The sequence below is a fragment of the Polynucleobacter sp. AP-Latsch-80-C2 genome (assembly GCF_018882185.1).
Lineage (GTDB): Bacteria > Pseudomonadota > Gammaproteobacteria > Burkholderiales > Burkholderiaceae > Polynucleobacter.
The window spans coordinates 1-18,112 of record NZ_JACVOY010000013.1 but is presented as its reverse complement, the minus strand read 5'-3'; the positions used below and the strand labels follow the sequence as shown (position 1 = coordinate 18,112).

Annotated in this window: 13 protein-coding genes; 10 read left to right on the top strand and 3 right to left on the bottom strand. The window is 40.1% G+C overall.

The window, feature by feature from the left end:
* Window positions 1-104: 104 nt before the first annotated feature.
* From rfbF to ICN47_RS11675, 9 genes are all read left to right on the top strand, one after another.
* Complete coding sequence (gene rfbF / locus ICN47_RS11715; protein WP_216220121.1) at window positions 105-878, top strand: glucose-1-phosphate cytidylyltransferase; 774 nt, start codon at window positions 105-107, stop codon at window positions 876-878.
* Window positions 875-1,969 carry a CDP-glucose 4,6-dehydratase gene (gene rfbG, locus ICN47_RS11710; RefSeq protein WP_216220120.1) on the top strand — a complete coding sequence of 365 codons (1,095 nt, stop codon included), beginning with the start codon at window positions 875-877 and terminating at the stop codon, window positions 1,967-1,969. Before rfbF ends, rfbG begins: the two co-directional genes overlap by 4 nt.
* 24 nt (window positions 1,970-1,993) lie before the next feature.
* Entirely contained in the window at window positions 1,994-3,337 is a 1,344-nt protein-coding gene (gene rfbH / locus ICN47_RS11705) for a lipopolysaccharide biosynthesis protein RfbH (RefSeq protein ID WP_216220119.1), read from the top strand.
* 15 nt (window positions 3,338-3,352) lie between these two features.
* The gene (locus ICN47_RS11700) at window positions 3,353-5,173 is read left to right on the top strand and encodes a thiamine pyrophosphate-binding protein (protein WP_216220118.1); all 1,821 of its coding nucleotides are present in this window, start codon (window positions 3,353-3,355) and stop codon (window positions 5,171-5,173) included.
* Window positions 5,174-5,201: 28 nt separating this feature from the next.
* Complete coding sequence (locus ICN47_RS11695; RefSeq protein WP_216220149.1) at window positions 5,202-6,086, top strand: acetaldehyde dehydrogenase (acetylating); 885 nt, start codon at window positions 5,202-5,204, stop codon at window positions 6,084-6,086.
* 9 nt (window positions 6,087-6,095) lie between these two features.
* Window positions 6,096-7,115, top strand: a complete 1,020-nt coding sequence (dmpG, locus tag ICN47_RS11690; RefSeq protein ID WP_216220117.1) for a 4-hydroxy-2-oxovalerate aldolase — start codon at window positions 6,096-6,098, stop codon at window positions 7,113-7,115.
* A 3-nt stretch (window positions 7,116-7,118) separates the two neighbouring features.
* Window positions 7,119-8,207, top strand: coding sequence for an NAD(P)-dependent oxidoreductase (locus tag ICN47_RS11685; RefSeq protein ID WP_255539010.1), 1,089 nt, complete (start codon window positions 7,119-7,121; stop codon window positions 8,205-8,207).
* A 15-nt stretch (window positions 8,208-8,222) separates the two neighbouring features.
* On the top strand, window positions 8,223-9,152 hold the full coding sequence (locus ICN47_RS11680) for an NAD-dependent epimerase/dehydratase family protein (protein ID WP_216220116.1): 930 nt from the start codon (window positions 8,223-8,225) through the stop codon (window positions 9,150-9,152).
* 158 nt (window positions 9,153-9,310) lie between these two features.
* Window positions 9,311-10,249, top strand: a complete 939-nt coding sequence (locus tag ICN47_RS11675; protein ID WP_216220115.1) for a glycosyltransferase family 2 protein — start codon at window positions 9,311-9,313, stop codon at window positions 10,247-10,249.
* Here the strand turns inward: ICN47_RS11675 and ICN47_RS11670 are convergent, their stop codons facing one another.
* Window positions 10,250-12,277 (bottom strand): hypothetical protein, encoded by a 2,028-nt coding sequence (locus ICN47_RS11670; protein ID WP_216220114.1) that lies wholly within the window; start codon window positions 12,275-12,277, stop codon window positions 10,250-10,252. It lies immediately after the preceding gene.
* A 129-nt stretch (window positions 12,278-12,406) separates the two neighbouring features.
* On the opposite strand from ICN47_RS11670, the gene ICN47_RS11665 reads away from it, so the two are divergent.
* Window positions 12,407-14,338 carry a hypothetical protein gene (locus ICN47_RS11665; RefSeq protein WP_216220113.1) on the top strand — a complete coding sequence of 644 codons (1,932 nt, stop codon included), beginning with the start codon at window positions 12,407-12,409 and terminating at the stop codon, window positions 14,336-14,338.
* Window positions 14,339-14,344: 6 nt separating this feature from the next.
* Here ICN47_RS11665 and ICN47_RS11660 read toward each other — a convergent pair whose 3' ends face one another.
* The gene (locus ICN47_RS11660; protein WP_216220112.1) at window positions 14,345-16,315 is read right to left on the bottom strand and encodes an acyltransferase family protein; all 1,971 of its coding nucleotides are present in this window, start codon (window positions 16,313-16,315) and stop codon (window positions 14,345-14,347) included.
* A gap of 17 nt (window positions 16,316-16,332) precedes the next feature.
* Entirely contained in the window at window positions 16,333-17,916 is a 1,584-nt protein-coding gene (locus tag ICN47_RS11655) for a hypothetical protein (RefSeq protein WP_216220111.1), read from the bottom strand.
* Window positions 17,917-18,112: the final 196 nt, after the last annotated feature.

The window sequence follows — 18,112 nt, the reverse complement described above, 5'->3', positions numbered from 1 at the left end:
TTTGATGCACTTTGGGACCTTTTTAGTTTTTGGGTTTGGTCTTCTAAACTGAGATAATTGCAGCATTTGGTAAATAAATCCATGATTCTAGGAATTCTTTAAAAATGAAGGCTGTCATTTTAGCGGGGGGCTTAGGCACCAGAATCTCTGAAGAGAGTTCTGTGCGACCAAAACCCATGATTGAGATTGGGGGAAAACCCATTCTTTGGCACATCATGAAAATGTATTCCCATTACGGCATCAATGATTTTATCGTTTGCTGTGGCTACAAGGGGTATGTCATTAAAGAGTATTTTGCAAATTATTTTTTGCATATGTCTGACATTACTTTTGATATTAAAAATAATTCTATGGAAGTGCATCAGCATTATTCTGAACCATGGAAAGTGACCCTGATTGATACTGGTGAACAAACAATGACCGGCGGACGTCTTAAGCGAGTACAGCAGTATGTGGAAAATGAAGAGGCCTTTTGTATGACCTATGGGGATGGGGTTTCTAATATTGACATTGCTGCCTTGATCAAGTTTCATCAAGAGCAGGGATTATTAGCTACCTTAACTGCAGTCTATCCGCCCGGCCGCTTCGGCGCTTTAGATATTCGCGATCACAAAGTAAATACCTTTCGAGAAAAGCCCAAGGGTGATGGCGGAATGATTAACGGCGGATTTTTTGTGCTTTCGCCAAAAATTTTCCCCTTACTCAAAGATGACTCCACCGTTTGGGAGCAAGGACCATTAGAGGCGCTTGCCAATCAAAAACAGATAGCAGCCTATGAGCATCACGATTTTTGGCAGCCTATGGACACCTTGCGTGATAAGAATTACTTAGAGGAATTATGGGCCGGTGGTAAGGCGCCCTGGAAGAATTGGTCATGAAGGAAGCAGTAGATCCACAATTTTGGTCCGGAAAAAAAGTCTTTTTAACTGGACATACTGGCTTCAAGGGTGGCTGGCTCACAGTTTGGTTGCATTCAATGGGGGCAAAAGTCAGTGGCTATGCGCTTTTCCCTAACACTAAACCTAATCTCTATGAGGAGGCTCGGGTATCGGGTTTATGTGATCATTCTTTCATTGGGGATATTCGAGATTTATTGACTTTACGTCAGGCGATGAATCAAGTTGCCCCTGATATTGTCATTCATATGGCCGCTCAACCATTGGTGCGCTACTCTTACGAAAATCCTGTAGAAACATACGAGACCAATGTAATGGGAACGGTTCATCTTTTAGAGGCAGTACGAACTTGCCCTAGCGTCAGAGCGGTGGTGATTGTGACTACAGATAAATGCTATGAAAATAAAGAATGGGTTTGGGGCTATCGAGAAAATGAACCAATGGGTGGTCATGACCCCTATAGTAATAGCAAGGGATGTGCGGAATTAATAACAGCTGCTTATCGACAATCCTTTTTTTCAGAAGTAAATTATTCAAGCCATCGTGTGGCAATGGCTTCTGCTCGTGCTGGTAATGTAATCGGTGGCGGCGACTGGTCGACCGATCGACTCATTCCAGATGCCATTGCCGCATTTGAAAAGAAGGTCCCCCTTTTAATTAGAAACCCATTAGCCATCCGCCCTTGGCAGCATGTATTAGAGCCTTTATCGGGATATCTGGTTTTAGCTCAATCCCTCTATGAGCAAGGCGTTGCTTTTAATGGAGCATGGAATTTTGGCCCCCAGGACGGTGATGCACGGACAGTGCAAGAGGTCATCACATTGTTCATTGCCCAATGGAATCAACGTATGGGCGAGGTAGCAAGCTGGCAGCAAGATCATCAATTTCAACCACACGAAGCACACCTTTTAAAGCTGGATTGCTCTAAGGCCGGTCAGTATTTACATTGGAAAGCAAAGTGGTCACTAGAGGCTGCTGTTGATGCCATTGTGCAGTGGCATCAGGCATTTCAGCGCAAAGAAGATTTGCAAGTCTTAATGCATGAGCAGATTAAGATGTATTGCGCTTCTTAAAATAAATTTAAACGTAGAAAAAATATGACCGAGACTAAAATTTCAACAGATCAATTTGCCAAGGATAGAATTCGTTCAAAAATTCTTGAGCTAGTTCAAGAGTACTCTGACTTGCAATATGCCCCTCAATCCTTTATTGCTGGTCAAACTCTTATTCCACCTTCGGGAAAAATGATTGGCGCACAAGAGCTCAAAAATATGGTGGAGGCTTCGCTCGATGGTTGGCTTACAACGGGGCGTTTTAATGAATTATTTGAGAAAAAATTAGCAGAATTTATTGGTGTTAAATATGCTATCACGGTAAATTCAGGCTCCTCTGCTAATCTAGTAGCTTTCTCAGCCCTAACCTCTTCTAAATTAGGGGATCGTGCAATTCGTCAAGGTGATGAAGTGATTGGGGTAGCAGCTGGCTTTCCAACTACCGTTAACCCAATTTTGCAGTTTGGTGCTGTTCCCGTTTTTGTTGACGTGGACTTGATAACACACAATATCGATGCCGCTAAAATTGAAGCTGCTATTAGCCCAAAAACCAAAGCAATTATGTTGGCTCATTCCCTGGGCAATCCATTTAACTTGGATGTGGTTACCCAATTGTGCAAAAAATATAATTTATGGTTGATTGAGGATTGTTGTGACGCTTTGGGTTCGACCTATCACGGTCAAATGGTTGGTACCTTTGGCGATATCGGCACTTTAAGTTTTTATCCAGCACACCATATTACTATGGGTGAAGGTGGTGCGGTATTTACCAATAACTATGAACTTAAGCAAATTGCAGAAAGTTTTCGTGACTGGGGTAGAGATTGTTATTGCCCTCCTGGTAAAGACAATACCTGTGGCAAACGTTTTGCCTGGCAATTAGGTGGCCTACCATTTGGTTACGATCATAAATATACCTACAGTCATTTAGGATACAACCTCAAAATTACAGATATGCAGGCTGCTTGTGCGTTAGCTCAGCTAGAAAAGGCACCCGGATTTATTCAAGCGCGCAAAGATAACTTTGCCTTCTTAAAAGAGCGCCTCAAATCTTGTGAAGAATTCATTCAGTTGCCACAGGCAACGGAAGGATCTGATCCATCTTGGTTTGGTTTTCCAATAACCCTGAAGGATTCTTGCCCAGTTTCCCGTGTAGATCTAACGACCTATTTGGATCAAAATAAAATTGGCACACGTCTTTTGTTCGCTGGCAATCTCACCAGCCAGCCCTATATGTCCAATGCAAAATATCGTATTAGCGGCGAGCTCACCAATACTGATAATGTGATGAATAATACTTTCTGGATTGGTGTGCAGCCTGCATTAACTCAGGAAATGCTTGAGTACACAGCAAAGCATATCGAGACTTTTTTGGGCGTAGATTTCTAACCTAGTAATTGGCTAATGAACGATAAAATTAAAGTAAGCGATTTAATTGCCCAAGCTCTTGAAGAGCTAGATATTCGACATGCCTTCGGCATGGTTGGTGCCGGCAATGTACATCTGTTTGAGGCGATCGCAAAAAGAGGTTTCACCGAGATTATTTGCATCCATCATGAGCAAGCGGCTACCATGGCAATGCAAACTTACTACCGCACCTGCGGCAGAATGGCTGCTTGCTTATTAACTACGGGGGCAGGTGCATCAAATGGTGTTACTGGAGTGTTATCGGCGTGGGCCGACTCAATTCCTGGAATCATTATTGCTGGTAACGAGAACTCCAAATTTACTAAACTGGAAAACCCCCTGCGAATGTGGGGCGTGCAGGGCTACGATTCAGTAGGGGTCGTCAGCAGTATTACTAAATATGCCAATCGTGTAATGTCTCCATCAAAGGCTATCTATGAGATTCAAAAAGCAGCATTTACTGCTTTGAATGAGAGGCCGGGTCCTTGTTGGATTGAAATACCAATGGATATTCAATCAAGCCGGATTGATCCAACAGATCTGGAGCAATTTATACCGCCTGTAAAAAAGACATCACAAGATCAGTTGCTCATTGACCAGGTTGATTTAGTGGTTGAGTCTTTGAGGTCGGCAAAGCGTCCAGTGCTATGGCTTGGTCATGGAATTCGCTTGGCTGGCGGGGAGCAAGAAATTGAACCTCTATTAAAACAATTGGGTATTCCTGCCTTGGTATCGTGGGCTGGTATTGATATGGTTGATTCTGGTCATCCCTTGATTTATGGTCGAGCAGGTGTTTATGGCCAAAGATCGGCAAATTTTGTTTTGCAAAATTGTGATTACTTACTCACTATTGGTACACGTCTAGCAATACCCCAAGTTGGGTACGATTTATCAGAGTTGGCGCGAGATGCCATCATTGACGTGGTGGATATTGATGAAGACGAAGCAAAAAAACATCAGTCGAGAGTGCGCTCAAGTATTGTGTGTGACGCAAAAGAGTTTATAAGAATGATCGGCGAGCGCCTTCAACAGCAGGCGCTATTGCCAAAAGAAGAGTGGGTTAAGCAATGCGATCTTTATCGCCAAAGATTTCCTTGGGTCGATCAAGAGCATGACGATAAAGAAGATTTTATGAACTCTTATCGTTTTATGGAGCGCCTTAATCAATTCTTTAAAGCAAATCAGGTAGTAGTTACTGATATGGGGACTGCACTGTTGTCAGGTCATCAGGTATTGCATATGAAAAAAGGCCAGCGCTTAATGACATCAACCGGTCTAGGGGAGATGGGCTTTGGGCTGCCCGCAGCGATGGGGGCATCATTCGCCTTAGATCGTGGTGAAGTAATGTGCCTTAATTGTGATGGCGGCATGATGCTTAATTTGCAGGAATTGCAAACCATTGCACATCATCATCTACCCATCAAAATCATTGTTTTTAACAATGATGGGTACTTAATGATTAAGCATACCCAAAATGCGTTATTTAAAAATAGTCATGTTGGCACAGATAAAGCATCAGGAGTCTCTTGCCCTGACTTTTCAAAAGTAGGGGCAGCTTTCGATATCCCCACGTATCAAATTGACAACTGGGAACAGTGTGGCCCAGTTTTAGAGCAAATACAGGCTAGTAAAGGCCCAGTAATTTGTGAAGTTTTCATGCATCCCAAACAACTCTTTTCCCCAAAATTATCTCTAGTAATTCAAGAGGATGGAACTTTGGTATCGCCTCCTTTGGAAGATCTTTCACCACTTCTATCGAGGGATGTATTGAAAGACGCAATGATTGTGGGTATGCATGAGAAATCAAAATCCCTATAGCAGGTCAAAATAGATCATGACTATTGATGTGAAATCTCCTAAAAAATTAAAGATTGCAATTATTGGTTCTGGCAATATCGGAACGGATCTTTTAGTTAAATCGACTCGCTCGGAATTTATTGAATGCACTTTATTTGCCGGTAGAAATCTCAATTCTTTGGGCATGAAGCGCGCCAATGGGTTGGGGGTTACCATTTCTGATCGTGGCATTGAGGCCATTATTAACCAACCAGAAATTTGTGATCTGGTATTTGATTGCACCTCAGCTCAGGCGCACATCGAACATTGGACGGCATTAGAAAAGTTAGGAAAAATAGTCATAGATATGACTCCCGCAAAATTAGGCGAGCTTTGTGTACCTGCCATCAATGCAGATGAGTGCGCAAGTCAAGGGTCGAAAAATATCAATATGATTACCTGTGGTGGCCAAGCTTCAATTCCAATTGCTTATGCGATTTCTCAAGTACATAAAGAAATTGAATATATTGAAGTAGCATCTAGCATTGCTTCTCGGAGTGCTGGGCCGGCAACTCGACATAACTTGGATGAGTATGTAGAGACGACTGAGGCGGCATTAAAAAAATTTACTGGCGCCAAGAAAACAAAAGCCATTCTCATTTTGAATCCCGCTACTCCTCCAATTGATATGCAAACCACCATATATGCTAAGGTGCTTAATCCGGATATTGATCGTATTCAAGTGGCTGTCTCGAGCATGGTTAATAAAATTTGCCAATACGTTCCAGGGTATAAATTAATCGTTGAGCCAACAATTGATGGCGATCGTATTTTTACGACAATTAAAGTAATTGGAATGGGGGATTATCTTCCGCAGTATGCTGGTAATCTAGATATTATTAATTGTGCCGCTATTTCCATGGCTGAATTGATTGCCAAATCAAAAAATCTTTGAGGTTGATGCATGAATAAGCGAATATTAATTTCTGATCCCACGCTGCGCGATGGCAATCATGCCATTCGGCACCAATTAACTAGACAAAACTTTATTTCTTATTGCCAGGCCGCTGAAGCAGCCGGCGTGCCTGTTGTTGAAGTAGGGCATGGCAATGGTTTGGGCGCTTCATCTATGTTGGTAGGTGAGTGCAAATTAAACGACGAAGAAATTTTGTTTGTTTCCCGCGAAAATTTGAAGAATACTCGAATGGCCATTCACGTCATTCCAGGATTTTGTACTATTAAAAATGACTTAGCTCGAGCAGTAGATTTGGGGGTTGATATTTTTCGCGTGGGCTCACATTGCACTGAGGCAGATATTACTGCGCGTCATATTGCTTATGCTAGGAACGCAGGTAAAGAGGCGTATGGCGTTTTGATGATGAGTCATATGGCATCTCCTGAGGTATTGCTCGAGGAGGCAAAAAAGATGGAGTCCTATGGGGCTGAAGCTATTGTGATTATGGATTCTGCAGGAGCATATTTTCCTAGCGATGTCACCGAGAGAATCATAACTTTGGTAGATGGCCTCAATATCCCAGTAGGATTTCATGGGCATAATAATTTAGGGATGGCGGTAAGCAATTCAATTGCAGCCGTTAATGCTGGCGCAAGCATTTTAGATGGCAGTATTCGTGGCTTTGGAGCAGGCGCAGGGAATACCCAATTAGAGGTGTTAGTTGCCGTTCTTGGGCGCTTAGGCTATGAGACTGGAATTGATTTATATAAAATTTTAGATGCGGCAAGTATTGCTGAAAAAGAATTTAATCCAGTAGCCCCTTTTAGCTCGCCCATTTCAATAGTGAGTGGGTTGGCTGGCGTTTTTTCCGGCTTTTCTAAGCAAGTAGGTGCGATCGCTCAGGAATATAAAGTAGATCCTAGAGATATTTTCTTCGAGCTTGGCAGGCGCAATGCCGTAGCAGGTCAAGAAAGCCTTATTTTAGAAGTTGCAAAACAATTGGCAAGTGCGCAAGAGAAGCGGAGCTAGGAAATGACCTCCCAAGATTTAGCAGTAAATATGCTTACAGAGTTACGCAATGATTGTTTGGCTGCGGCGGTAAATCAACCTGAACTCCGAACTCAGCTTAAAGCAAAGCGCATTGCTGTGACTGGAGGCACTGGGTTTATGGGTACCTGGATTGCAGAAATGGTGAGTGCCCTTAATGATGAATATAGCCTTAAGGTTATATTGGATCTCTATGCGCGAAATACTACGGGATGGGCCAAGAAATATCCTCATCTAAGCTCTCGCCCAGATATTTTTCTGAGAACCCAAGATGTTCGTTCACCTTTTGAATTTCAAAAAGAAACGCATTTTGTGATTCATGCTGCTGGAATTCCTGATAACCGTATTCACTCTTCTGATCCACTACGGGTCCATCAAACTACTGTGCTTGGGACTGCGAATACTCTTGATGCCGCAAATCAGCTCAGTGGATTGGAGAAATTGCTTGTTGTGAGCTCGGGCCTCGTAGTCGGTAATTCTAATCAAGGTAAATCAATTTTAGAATCTGATCATTTTTCATCGGAAGTTGGCAAACTTCATAATGTCTATGCTGACTCAAAACGTGCTGCAGAAAGTCTCGCCTCCATTTACCGTAGTCAGTTTCGCATACCAATTGGTATTATTCGGCCCTTCACCTTTATCGGCCCTTATCAGGATTTAGACCGACCATGGGCATTAAATAGCTTTATGCAAGATGCAGTGACAGGTCGAGAAATTCGCATCCACGGAGATGGTAGTGCACGACGTAGCTATTTATATGGATCTGATGTGGCCTGTTGGGTATTGGTGGCTTTAATCAAAGGGCAGAATGGCGGTATTTACAACTTAGGTGCCTCACAGCCAATATCGCATACAGATTTAATTGATTTAATTTGTATGAAAACTTCTTTAAAGCCCCGTTTAAGTTTTAATACAAATAGCGGTTTGGCCAAATCAAATCATACGGATGATTTTTACCCTAATTTGCAGGCAATTCAAAAGTCCTTAAATGTAAATCAGACTTGCTCTCTAGAACAGGCGCTAGATAAAACTTGGCGTTGGTATTCGCATCGCTTTGCTTTGTCCAATCGATAGGCTTTAGTTAACTCTATGCGAATCGCTATTTTTGGAGGAACAAGTCAGATTGCAAAAGACTTTGTTCTTAGCAGCTCGAATTTCGGTAACGATGAGCTTATTCTCTTCTCAAGAGTAGCAAAAACAGTTGAACATTGGCTTGGAGGAAATGGTCTATCAGGCCGCTATAGCTCTAAAGATTATGCAGAGTTTGAGACTGCTTCGCCATATGACGCCATTATAAATTTTGTGGGAGTTGGTGACCCTGCAAAGGCTTTAAAGTTGGGTTCAGCCATTTTCGAAATCACTGAGCAATATGATCAACTTGCGATAAAGTATTTGCGTAAGTATGCCCAATGCCGTTACATTTTTATGAGTAGTGGGGCGGCATATCTTTCTGATTTTAAGGAGCCAGCTAATGCTGCTATGGCTTCAGTGCTACAGTTAAACCAAATAAATCATCGTGATTGGTACGGGATTTCTAAGATGTATGCAGAAGCACGTCATAGGGCTGATCCTCAGCTGGCAATTGTAGATATACGAATCTTTAACTACTTTAGCCATACACAAGATATGAGCGCAGCTTATTTTATGACTCAGGCCGCTCAATCCATAGCTAATAGCATCATATTGACAACTTCCTCTGATCCTATGGTTCGAGATTACTTACATCCCCTTGATTTTTATCAATTGGTGTTCAAAATTATCGAATTTCCTGCTATTAACTGCGCCGTCGATGCTTATAGTAAGGAGCCAATTGATAAGGCTACTTTATTGCGCGTAATGGAGTCGAGCTTTGGATTGAAATATCAAATTTCAGATAATGCATCAGATACTAATGCTACTGGGCTAAAGCCCTTTTATTATTCCGAGAATCATTCAGCATCCCATTTTGGATATAAACCCCAATATTCATCTTTGGATGGCATTAAAAAAGAGTTATCGCTGCTATTAAATAAATCATAGCCTTCTAGGCTTGCCATGTAGTCTTAAACGTTTTATTGGCAGAGAAGTGGAAAATTCAGAATATAAATTCTCTTATCAGCAGGACATGCCCAATTTCATTGGCTACAATCACTTAATTACTCAATATTAAGCTTTGTTTAAAGCTAAGGACTTCACAAATGGCTTCATTAATTAGTCTCTCCATTCCTTGCTATAACGAGGAAGAAAATGTTGATGAGCTTTATCGTCGTATTTGCGAGACTGTTGATAAAATAATTCAATACCAATTTGAATTTGTCTTTATTGATAATGCTAGCGAGGACCAGACGGTACAAAAATTAATCTTTTTGGCCTCAACGGATCGACGAGTCAAAATTATTGTTAATACCCGTAATTTTGGGCATATTCGCTCTCCTTACTGGGGGATAATGCAAACAAGCGGTGATGCTACGATTGCATTGGCTTCAGATCTCCAGGATCCTCCCGAGCTAATTCCTCAGTTTATTTCTCAGTGGGAACTCGGCTGGAAGGTGGTCTTAGCAGTGAAGCCACGAAGTAAGACGAATTTTTTTGTACATAAATTACGTCGCTTGTACTATCAGATTTTAGATGGCATTGCCAATATTGATTTGGTAAAGGATGCCACGGGATTTGGTCTGTATGACAAAAAAGTATTAGATCAAGTTCGGAAAATTTCTGATCCCTATCCCTATCTTCGTGGGCTCATTTGCGAATTAGGATTTCCAATAAAGACAATTCCTTTTTTGCAGCCTAGACGTGAGCGAGGTATATCTAAAAATAATTTTTATACTTTATATGATATCGCCATGCTGGGTATTGTTAGCCACTCGCTAGTCCCCATAAGATTGGCTAGTATTTGTGGCATTGTGATTGGATTTATGAGTTTATTAGTCGCTATTTTTTACACCATCATGAAATTACTCAATTGGTATTCTTTCCCAGTGGGGATGGCTCCAATTGTTATTGGTATATTTTTACTATTTAGCTTACTCTTTATTTTTATTGGAATTCTAGGGGAATATATTGGATCTATTCACTCCTACGTAAAAAACCGCCCTATTGTTGTGGAGCGCGAAAGAATTAACTTTGAAGAGTAGTCATTGTTTTCTAGAGACAGCATTAGGTCTCAAGATTTTGTAGAGGGGCCAAATTAATATGAAAGCCCAAGATAATATAGTGAATGACAGCATAAATTTTAGCCATTTTGGCTCATATTCCATGGAAATCAAGTGCACTCCATTTACTGAGGAAATTTCCATAAGCCCCAATTTATTTTTTTGAATTTCTAAGGGCTTGTGATTTTGATCATACCCTCTCCAATTGGGCGAATAGGGTGTCGTGATAACAATGGATTGATTCCCTAAATCCCCTAAAAGTTTTATCTTGAGTTGGTTTGGGGTTAACGAAGTTAACTCATATCGAATCGGCTTGCCATCAGACGTGATTGCATAATATTTTAAGATCTCCATCTGACCTTCGGCGATGAGTTTAGTGATCGCAGGGTTCCTTTGCGGCAAATATCCTTCGATAAGTGGTCTTTTAGAATAATGCTCATTTTCTGAATCTGGATATTCCGGGAATAGATCTCTAGAATTTGGCGGAATCGTAAAGGCAGGCAAAGCATTTTTAATGGCTTCCCTTTGCCTTTGTTGAATTGCATTAGCTTGTACTCCGAATCTTGTGTTGAATCCCTCTAGATCCCATCTAATGCTAGCTAGATATATTTGGGATAGGGATAAAAAAACTATGCATATAGATAGTAAAAGCCTTGTAGGCTTGGAGCTATTTGCAATCTTTTGAAATGAAATGAGAGATGTGATTGAAATAAGTGCTGTTATAGAAAGGTACTTCCAATCCCTATCAGCTTGAGTGAAATAGGTTGCGATAATGATGATGATAGTTATCAGTATTGCCGACTTATATTCTTTGGGACTATATTGTGAATCTTGGTAGAGCTTGGACAATCCCAGCGATCCTATGGTGATTAATAAGAAGACTAATAAAATGGAAAGCCATGCATGAAAGCGGATTTCTTTGAAACCTGACAACAAACCCACCAGAAATTTCGCTACTGCATATTCCTTTGAAAGGCATGCCATTAAAGTGACGGCAAAAGCAAGTAGGGCAGCAATCATTACCCTATTTGGTTTAAATAGTGCATAGATAAGACCGCCTATCAAAATTGATGGCACGTATAGCATTACATCATGACCTCCAAATGGATCTGCTATGAATGGATTGACTCTGTTATCAAAAAGATTTTTAAGAGATTCAAGCTGTATGGCGGCTGTAAACGGGTCAACATTCCTTTTGGTAAAAAAATCTAAACCAAGATTAATAAGAGTTTCTGTTATTGGTATGCATAGCAAGAGCGCACAAAGAGCTAATGAGGTTAAAAAATAAACTATAGGAATCCATCCATTTCCTGGAGATTTATTTGAATCAAATCCTGCCAATGAAAGGTGGTGAATACATATAAGCAATAATGCCCAGATTCCCAATAGTTCAAGCATCAATAAATTTGTACCTAAATAGCCAGACGTAAATGCAAGCCCCAGCCCTCCAGCAAGTACTGCAACTCCAATTGAATTTTGTTTTGAGATTTGATACGCCCCAAGACAAATCCATGGGATTGCAACTGCAGAACCCATGGCCTCTAAATTAATTTTGGCTTGAAATAGCAGATAAGGGCTTAGGGAGTAGCTTAAAGCACCTAAATATGCAATAAAGGTTGAGGATCTGGTTTTAAGCCACAGCCACATTCCAGTAAATCCAAGGAAGTTCAGTACAAGTATTTCTAGGACAAATAGAACAGTGTCATATTTTCTTAGAAGGGATAGAGCCCAGATAATTGGTGAGAGCCCGATGGATGTGTAAATTGAATGCAGAGGAACTCCTGCTCCAATATAGGGATCCCAAAGCGGGAAAATACCTGATCTTAATGAAGCTGAAATAAGAAAACGCGTAGGAAGCCCTAAAAATGCGTTGTCGTGCAATATTGGGAATGGAGTATTAAATCCACCAAAGAGGTAAAAAAGAAACGTATTTAATAAGCCAAGTGCTAGAACAAAAAAAGTCAGCTTATAAAATCGATTATTTAGGCTCTTCAACGTTAGGCCAAGCATTTATGTCATGTATTATAAAAATTAATCGGTAGTGATTGAAGAAATTATAACAAATCTTGGCGATTGATCATATATTAAAAATATAATGACTCAATCAAATTTGGTCTTAAGGCTTGAAGAAATTATTGCATGCTAAAACAGCATTTAAACACTAATTATTCTTTCATAAACTTGAAGTTGTTTTTTCAACTTTTTTTTATGATAACGGTTTTATTCGTCTTTATCCCATTTAAACCAGGGATGCCTTCCGATGCTAATCCACTTGATCCATCTTGGATTTTGGGTGTGAATTATGCAGTCTCTAAGGGCTGGGTGTTTGGTAGGGACTTTATGTTTACATTCGGCCCTTTTGCTTCGATTTATTCTAAGGGATACTATCCCGCCACTGATGATCTAATGATGTTCGGAGCTGCATATCTTGCCATTCTTTATATGGGGGCAGCGCTATATCTAGCAAGAGAATGTGTATGGTATGTAGTGGCGATTCTCGTTGCCGCGACCTTATTTTTAAGCATATCTCCTGATGCTCTATTGCTGTCATATGCGTTATTAGTCGCAATATTTACTTTTAAAACTGCCCCTGTTGTTTTAAAGACTACTACTGAAAAAAATCAATTAACTATATTTACAGCAATATTATTTAGTGCTTTTGGGCTTTATCCTCTAATTAAGGGGACCCTTTTCGTCCTGTACTTTATTGTTGCTTTTTGCTCAATTGCCATCCTTTTTTACTATAAAAAATGGCTTACTGGAGTTGCGGTTTTCATTGCAATTCTCATGTCTACTTTCTTTTTTTGGGGCTATTCAGGGCAATCTCTGGTTAATTTACCGGGCTACTTTCTGTCCATGAGTGAGATCATCTCTGGCTACAGCGAGGCCATGATGATTTCTGGGGATATTTCAGAAATTTTTGCATATCTTTTAGTGTCGTTAGTACTGCTCGTTACTATTTCTAAAATTGATTCTTCTAAGGTATTGAGGTTGTATTTAGGTTGCGTCTATCTCATTTATCTCTTTATTTCATTTAAGAGTGGATTTGTTAGACATGATGCCCATGCATTAATTTCTGCAAATGCGCTACTTTATGCGAGCCTACTCCTTGTGCTAGTGGCCCCAATTCAAAATTTAAAGCTAAGTACCGTAGCGTCTATGATTTGTGCATTTTTTATAGGATTTCATTATTTGACGCTAACAGGTGCCATTACTTATTTAACTAATACTTATGAAGATGGTCTAGTGGGCCTAGTGACTCGCTATCAAACGGAGGATCGGTACACTCTAGAGTATGAGCATTCTCTGACTCAAATTAAATCACGCTCAGGCTTTCCGGACTTGCATGGATCTGTGGATAGCATTCCAATCAATCAGGCTAAGTTAATTAGTAATGGGTATGATTGGCAACCTCGCCCCATTTTTCAAAGTTATGCAGCTTATAACCCCGCTTTAGCAACAAGAAACTATAACTATCTATTGGGAAGCAATGCACCAGAAAATATTATTTTTCAAGTGTCAACCATTGATGATCGTTATCCAAGTCTTGATGATGGACTAAGCTGGCAGATTTTGCTATCAAACTACCACCCTATAAAGGAGATAGATGATTTTATTTTTCTAAAAAGGAATAAAGGCATTAATGCCGTTGATAGTAGACGTCTTTTATTAGTTGGTGAGTATGTAATTGGAAAAAAAGTAATTCCCCCTAAAAATAATGGATTGGTTTATATGCAGTTGGATATTGAACCAACTCTTTCAGGAAGGCTGCTAAACATCTTTTTTAAATCAAGTGAACTGAGGATGATGGTATATCTTAAGAGTGGTGCAGTCAGGAACTACAGGATTATTCCCAGCATGGCTAAGACAGGGTTTATCCTTTCCCCCCTCATTGAAAATTCTGTCGAGTTCAGTTCCTTATTCTTGGATCCTAAGATTTTGGCTCCAAATGAGGTTGAGTCATTTGCTATTTATCCGGAGAATAAAGCTTGGGCTTGGAAGCAGGCCTTCAAGATTCAATTTTCTGAATTTAATTTTCCCCTCAAATCTCATAAAGTAGAGATGAAATAAGATTTCTTACGGGATATTAAGCATTTCAGGTAAGTTATTTTTAGCCCAGGGAATAAAGTATGCCTCAAATAGCAGCTTACTCGCATATTCCGATAGATGATGGTCCTCATCTCTAAATGCTGGCATGCCGTTAATAATAAATGAGCAGCTTTGATCTTTGCAAAATAAGTCATTCTGGTTGAATCCAAGAACCTTTGGATTAGTTATATTGATTTTGGAGATCAATTGATTGAATTGGCTTGTTCTCTCTATGTATTCTGAGTAAGGAAAATTGCAGTCATTTTTAGTTTTGATGAGTGGTCGTGAAAAGCACGACTTAATATCATAGCTATGGTAAATATGAGGTGCAAACAGGATGACTCTCGTATTATTGGCTTCTAAAAAATCGATTCGTTTTTTTAGAGCTGCATAGCTTTCTTCATTAGCTGATTCATCATTCAGGCCGCCTATGATGATATAGCGTAAAGACTTTTCATTCTGAATAATTTGATTAATAAAGACTTGCTGTTCATAAGCTTTAATCGCTCCACATGGATGCGGAGATTCGTCTCCCTTTTTACTTGGGGGGGGTTCTAACCACTGCGCAGAGCAGGCCCCAATTGATAAAACGCTATGATGCTTTAGCCGCTGATTTTCAACGATTCCCGGATATAGTTGATTGGCATAGCTACTACCCAATACAAGCAGAGTTGGTGGCTTATCTGTATTTGCTACGCAAAACCACCACGCATAATTTTTAGCTGGCGCAAAGGGATATTGTTTCTGACATGCATCATTTGTGGAGTATTTCCACATAGATCCTACGAATTGTGAATTGATAGCTTTGGCACTTGAGATTGAGGCCCTATCCTCAAACCCATTTCTGATTCCCGTATAAAGCCCCATAGACGAAATGATAAGCAAGAGAAGTATAAGTGCTAAAGCTTTCTGTTGTTGGTATTTGCCAAAACGGATAGGGATTTCCACAAAACGATAGCTTAAATACGCTAGCAAGAATGAGGTGAGAACTATTAGAGCTCGAACAAAGTGAGGCGGTGTTCCCCCCTCCATTATTCTTGCGAATGAGAGCAATGGCCAGTGCCATAGATATAGCGGGTAACTGATAAGACCAATCCAAACTAACAGTCGATTTGATAGGATCAACTTATTAATGATTGCTTTTGAGCCGGAGGCAATGATGAGTACCGCCCCAATGGTGGGTATTAGCGCCCACCATCCAGGAAAGTTTATTTTTTTATTAATAACAAAAAAACCAGCTGCTATTAGTAATAAGCCCGCGATGGAGATAATATTTTTTGTTAATAATGAGATTTTTTTAGATTCATTTAATCCTAAATAGGCTAGGCATGCGCCCATTAGCAGTTCCCAAAAACGCGTTTGTGGGGAATAGAAATCTGCTACAGAATTAAACGCAATATTTGCTTGAAAAATATTGAGGGCAAAAGAACAGGCGCCAATAAGTACGGTTATCGCTAAAAAATTCCATTTAGCTTTGTATGAGACCCATAGAAGAACTGGCCAAATAATATAAAACTGCTCTTCAATGCCAAGGCTCCAAAGATGAAGCAATATCTTTGTTTCAGAGCTGTTGTCAAAATATCCTGATTCAGACCATAGCAATAGATTTTCTACAAAAAATCCACTTGCAGCGGTATGAATTCCTAGTTGCCGATATTCATCAGCCAGTAATGCAAACCAACCAAAAATGAGGGCGCAGACTAAGACTAGAAATAGCGATGGAAAGATGCGTCGTATCCGATGACCATAAAAATCTAAAAAGCTAAAGGTACCACTTTCAATTTTTCTAAATATGATGCTTGAGATGAGATAGCCTGATATCACAAAAAAGATATCTACCCCAATGAATCCACCTGGAAGTCCATTGGGAAACGCATGGAAAAGAACTACCGAAAGTACTGCAATAGCTCTTAGGCCATCTATATCTGGTCTGTAATGTGGGGGCAGTAGCGCTTTCATAAAGTTCCCGGCGCTATCTATGGGATGGTTCTATAGCCTAGGGCACGCATTTTTTCATCAAAGGAATTAATGCTTTCTATTTTTGATAGGACCCCTTTTTGTTGGGCGTAATTAAACTCATATAACCAGAGGTTATCCGCGCCTGTTTTCCACCATCCATTAATTTCAATATCATTATTTCTTATCAGAAGTCGATTAAAGTCTTGTCTTTTTGAATCAATAACAGCACCATCTTTAACTTTTCCATTCGAGAATAAAGCGAGAGCCCCACCAAAATCCCAAGGTTGACTAAAGATGATTTCGTCGTTGTAATTTGGGATTAAAAATTTAGGAACATCTCCAATGACAACTATTTTATTGGGGGCATTTTCCCGTTCAATTAAATTCAGTACGTCGCTAATGATGATCATTTGAATCTTCCAAGACTCAATATAGTTATCTCTTTGAATTGCAAAGGAAAGGGTACTCATAGCCCCAAAAACAATAATCAGCGGAAGAATTAGGATTTTTCTCAGGGCCACAAGACTGCATAGGCTGCCCAAAAGAATGCTTAATGAAAACCAGGTGGAAGAGAGCCCACGTGCTTGGTATCCCCAGGAGTTAGCCGATTCATTTGAGAGTATGAAGATGCTTGAGGAAGCTAAAAAGCATAACGTACTCACCACTAAAAATCTTAAAGCCACACCTGTTTTTTTGCTCACTTGGGATTTAAAAAATCCAAGGAAAATAGTCAGCATGGAGATCGTGCACAAGATGAAATAGCTTGGTTTTACATAACTTGTGGATTTTATAAATAGATTGGGGATTTGAGCAAAAAAAACATGTCCCCAGGTATGCAGCTTAGCAAGCATTTGTTGAGGATTAAGCTTCAAACGGGAGTCCACCTCCATAAATTGGGGCGCGATACCTTTTTGCCATAGAACAATAATCGCTAAAACGGCGGCAATAGGCAAAACAAATCGAATGAAATAGTTAAACCAATTTTTTCGAAGTGTATTTGGATTGATGATGAATGGTAGAAGGATTGTAAAAACCAACAAAGGCAAAATTACTTCATAGGTTAAAAATGCTATCAACAAATAGACATAAGTTAAAACATATGATTTTTTGTGTGAGGAGTTTACGAAATTATTTAACTCATTAAGGGATAAAGCCCACAATAGAAATGAAGCCGTTGCTGTTAGCTGGTTGATGGGGGAGGCAATGACAGGCATTGCAATAAATGGAATAGCTGCAAAGAGTGCAAAGACAATAGATGGGCCATTTCCTACTAAGCGAGAAATCACTCTTCGAGTTAGAAAAATGGCCAGTAGGTAAGTTACTGTATTTAATATTAAATAGCCGGGAAAAAAAGTTCCGAATATAAATGTGCTTATAGTAATTGGCAGGGGGGCCAAAGGCCTATTGGAAAACAAAGGAAACCAGCTTTGATAGCAATGAAAAAAGCCATCACAATCAAGATTATGGGCAATGTCTCCCCAGTCATCAACGATGATTCCACCGTTCATAATGAGGGGCAAATAGGCAGCAACACAAAAAATGGCCAGCGCAATAAAGGACCAGTTAAGGTTTGCTATGACAGTGCTATTGGTCCTAGGCATTAAATCTATGATTCCTTAAATGGGTGCTAAATCTATAGCCTAATTTTATATGGGGCCGCTCTCCCTCTTGCCCCTACTCAAAAACCACACTCTTAAGCCCAATACCCAATAGGCGATCATCTGGAGCAATACCCAATGCCTTAGGGCTTACTGCCCCGGGTATCTTAAAGGCAATATCGAGCCATTCTTTGCCTTG

Bases quoted from the DNA above. Each gene is read 5' to 3' on its own strand.
- ICN47_RS11685 (WP_255539010.1), top strand. From the start codon at position 7,119: ATGACCTCCCAAGATTTAGCAGTAAATATGCTTACAGAGTTACGCAAT.
- rfbF (WP_216220121.1), top strand. From the start codon at position 105: ATGAAGGCTGTCATTTTAGCGGGGGGCTTAGGCACCAGAATCTCTGAA.
- dmpG (WP_216220117.1), top strand. From the start codon at position 6,096: ATGAATAAGCGAATATTAATTTCTGATCCCACGCTGCGCGATGGCAAT.
- ICN47_RS11670 (WP_216220114.1), bottom strand. From the start codon at position 12,277: ATGCTTGGCCTAACGTTGAAGAGCCTAAATAATCGATTTTATAAGCTG.
- rfbH (WP_216220119.1), top strand. From the start codon at position 1,994: ATGACCGAGACTAAAATTTCAACAGATCAATTTGCCAAGGATAGAATT.
- ICN47_RS11660 (WP_216220112.1), bottom strand. From the start codon at position 16,315: ATGAAAGCGCTACTGCCCCCACATTACAGACCAGATATAGATGGCCTA.
- rfbG (WP_216220120.1), top strand. From the start codon at position 875: ATGAAGGAAGCAGTAGATCCACAATTTTGGTCCGGAAAAAAAGTCTTT.
- ICN47_RS11680 (WP_216220116.1), top strand. From the start codon at position 8,223: ATGCGAATCGCTATTTTTGGAGGAACAAGTCAGATTGCAAAAGACTTT.
- ICN47_RS11665 (WP_216220113.1), top strand. From the start codon at position 12,407: ATGCTAAAACAGCATTTAAACACTAATTATTCTTTCATAAACTTGAAG.
- ICN47_RS11700 (WP_216220118.1), top strand. From the start codon at position 3,353: ATGAACGATAAAATTAAAGTAAGCGATTTAATTGCCCAAGCTCTTGAA.
- ICN47_RS11655 (WP_216220111.1), bottom strand. From the start codon at position 17,916: ATGCCTAGGACCAATAGCACTGTCATAGCAAACCTTAACTGGTCCTTT.
- ICN47_RS11675 (WP_216220115.1), top strand. From the start codon at position 9,311: ATGGCTTCATTAATTAGTCTCTCCATTCCTTGCTATAACGAGGAAGAA.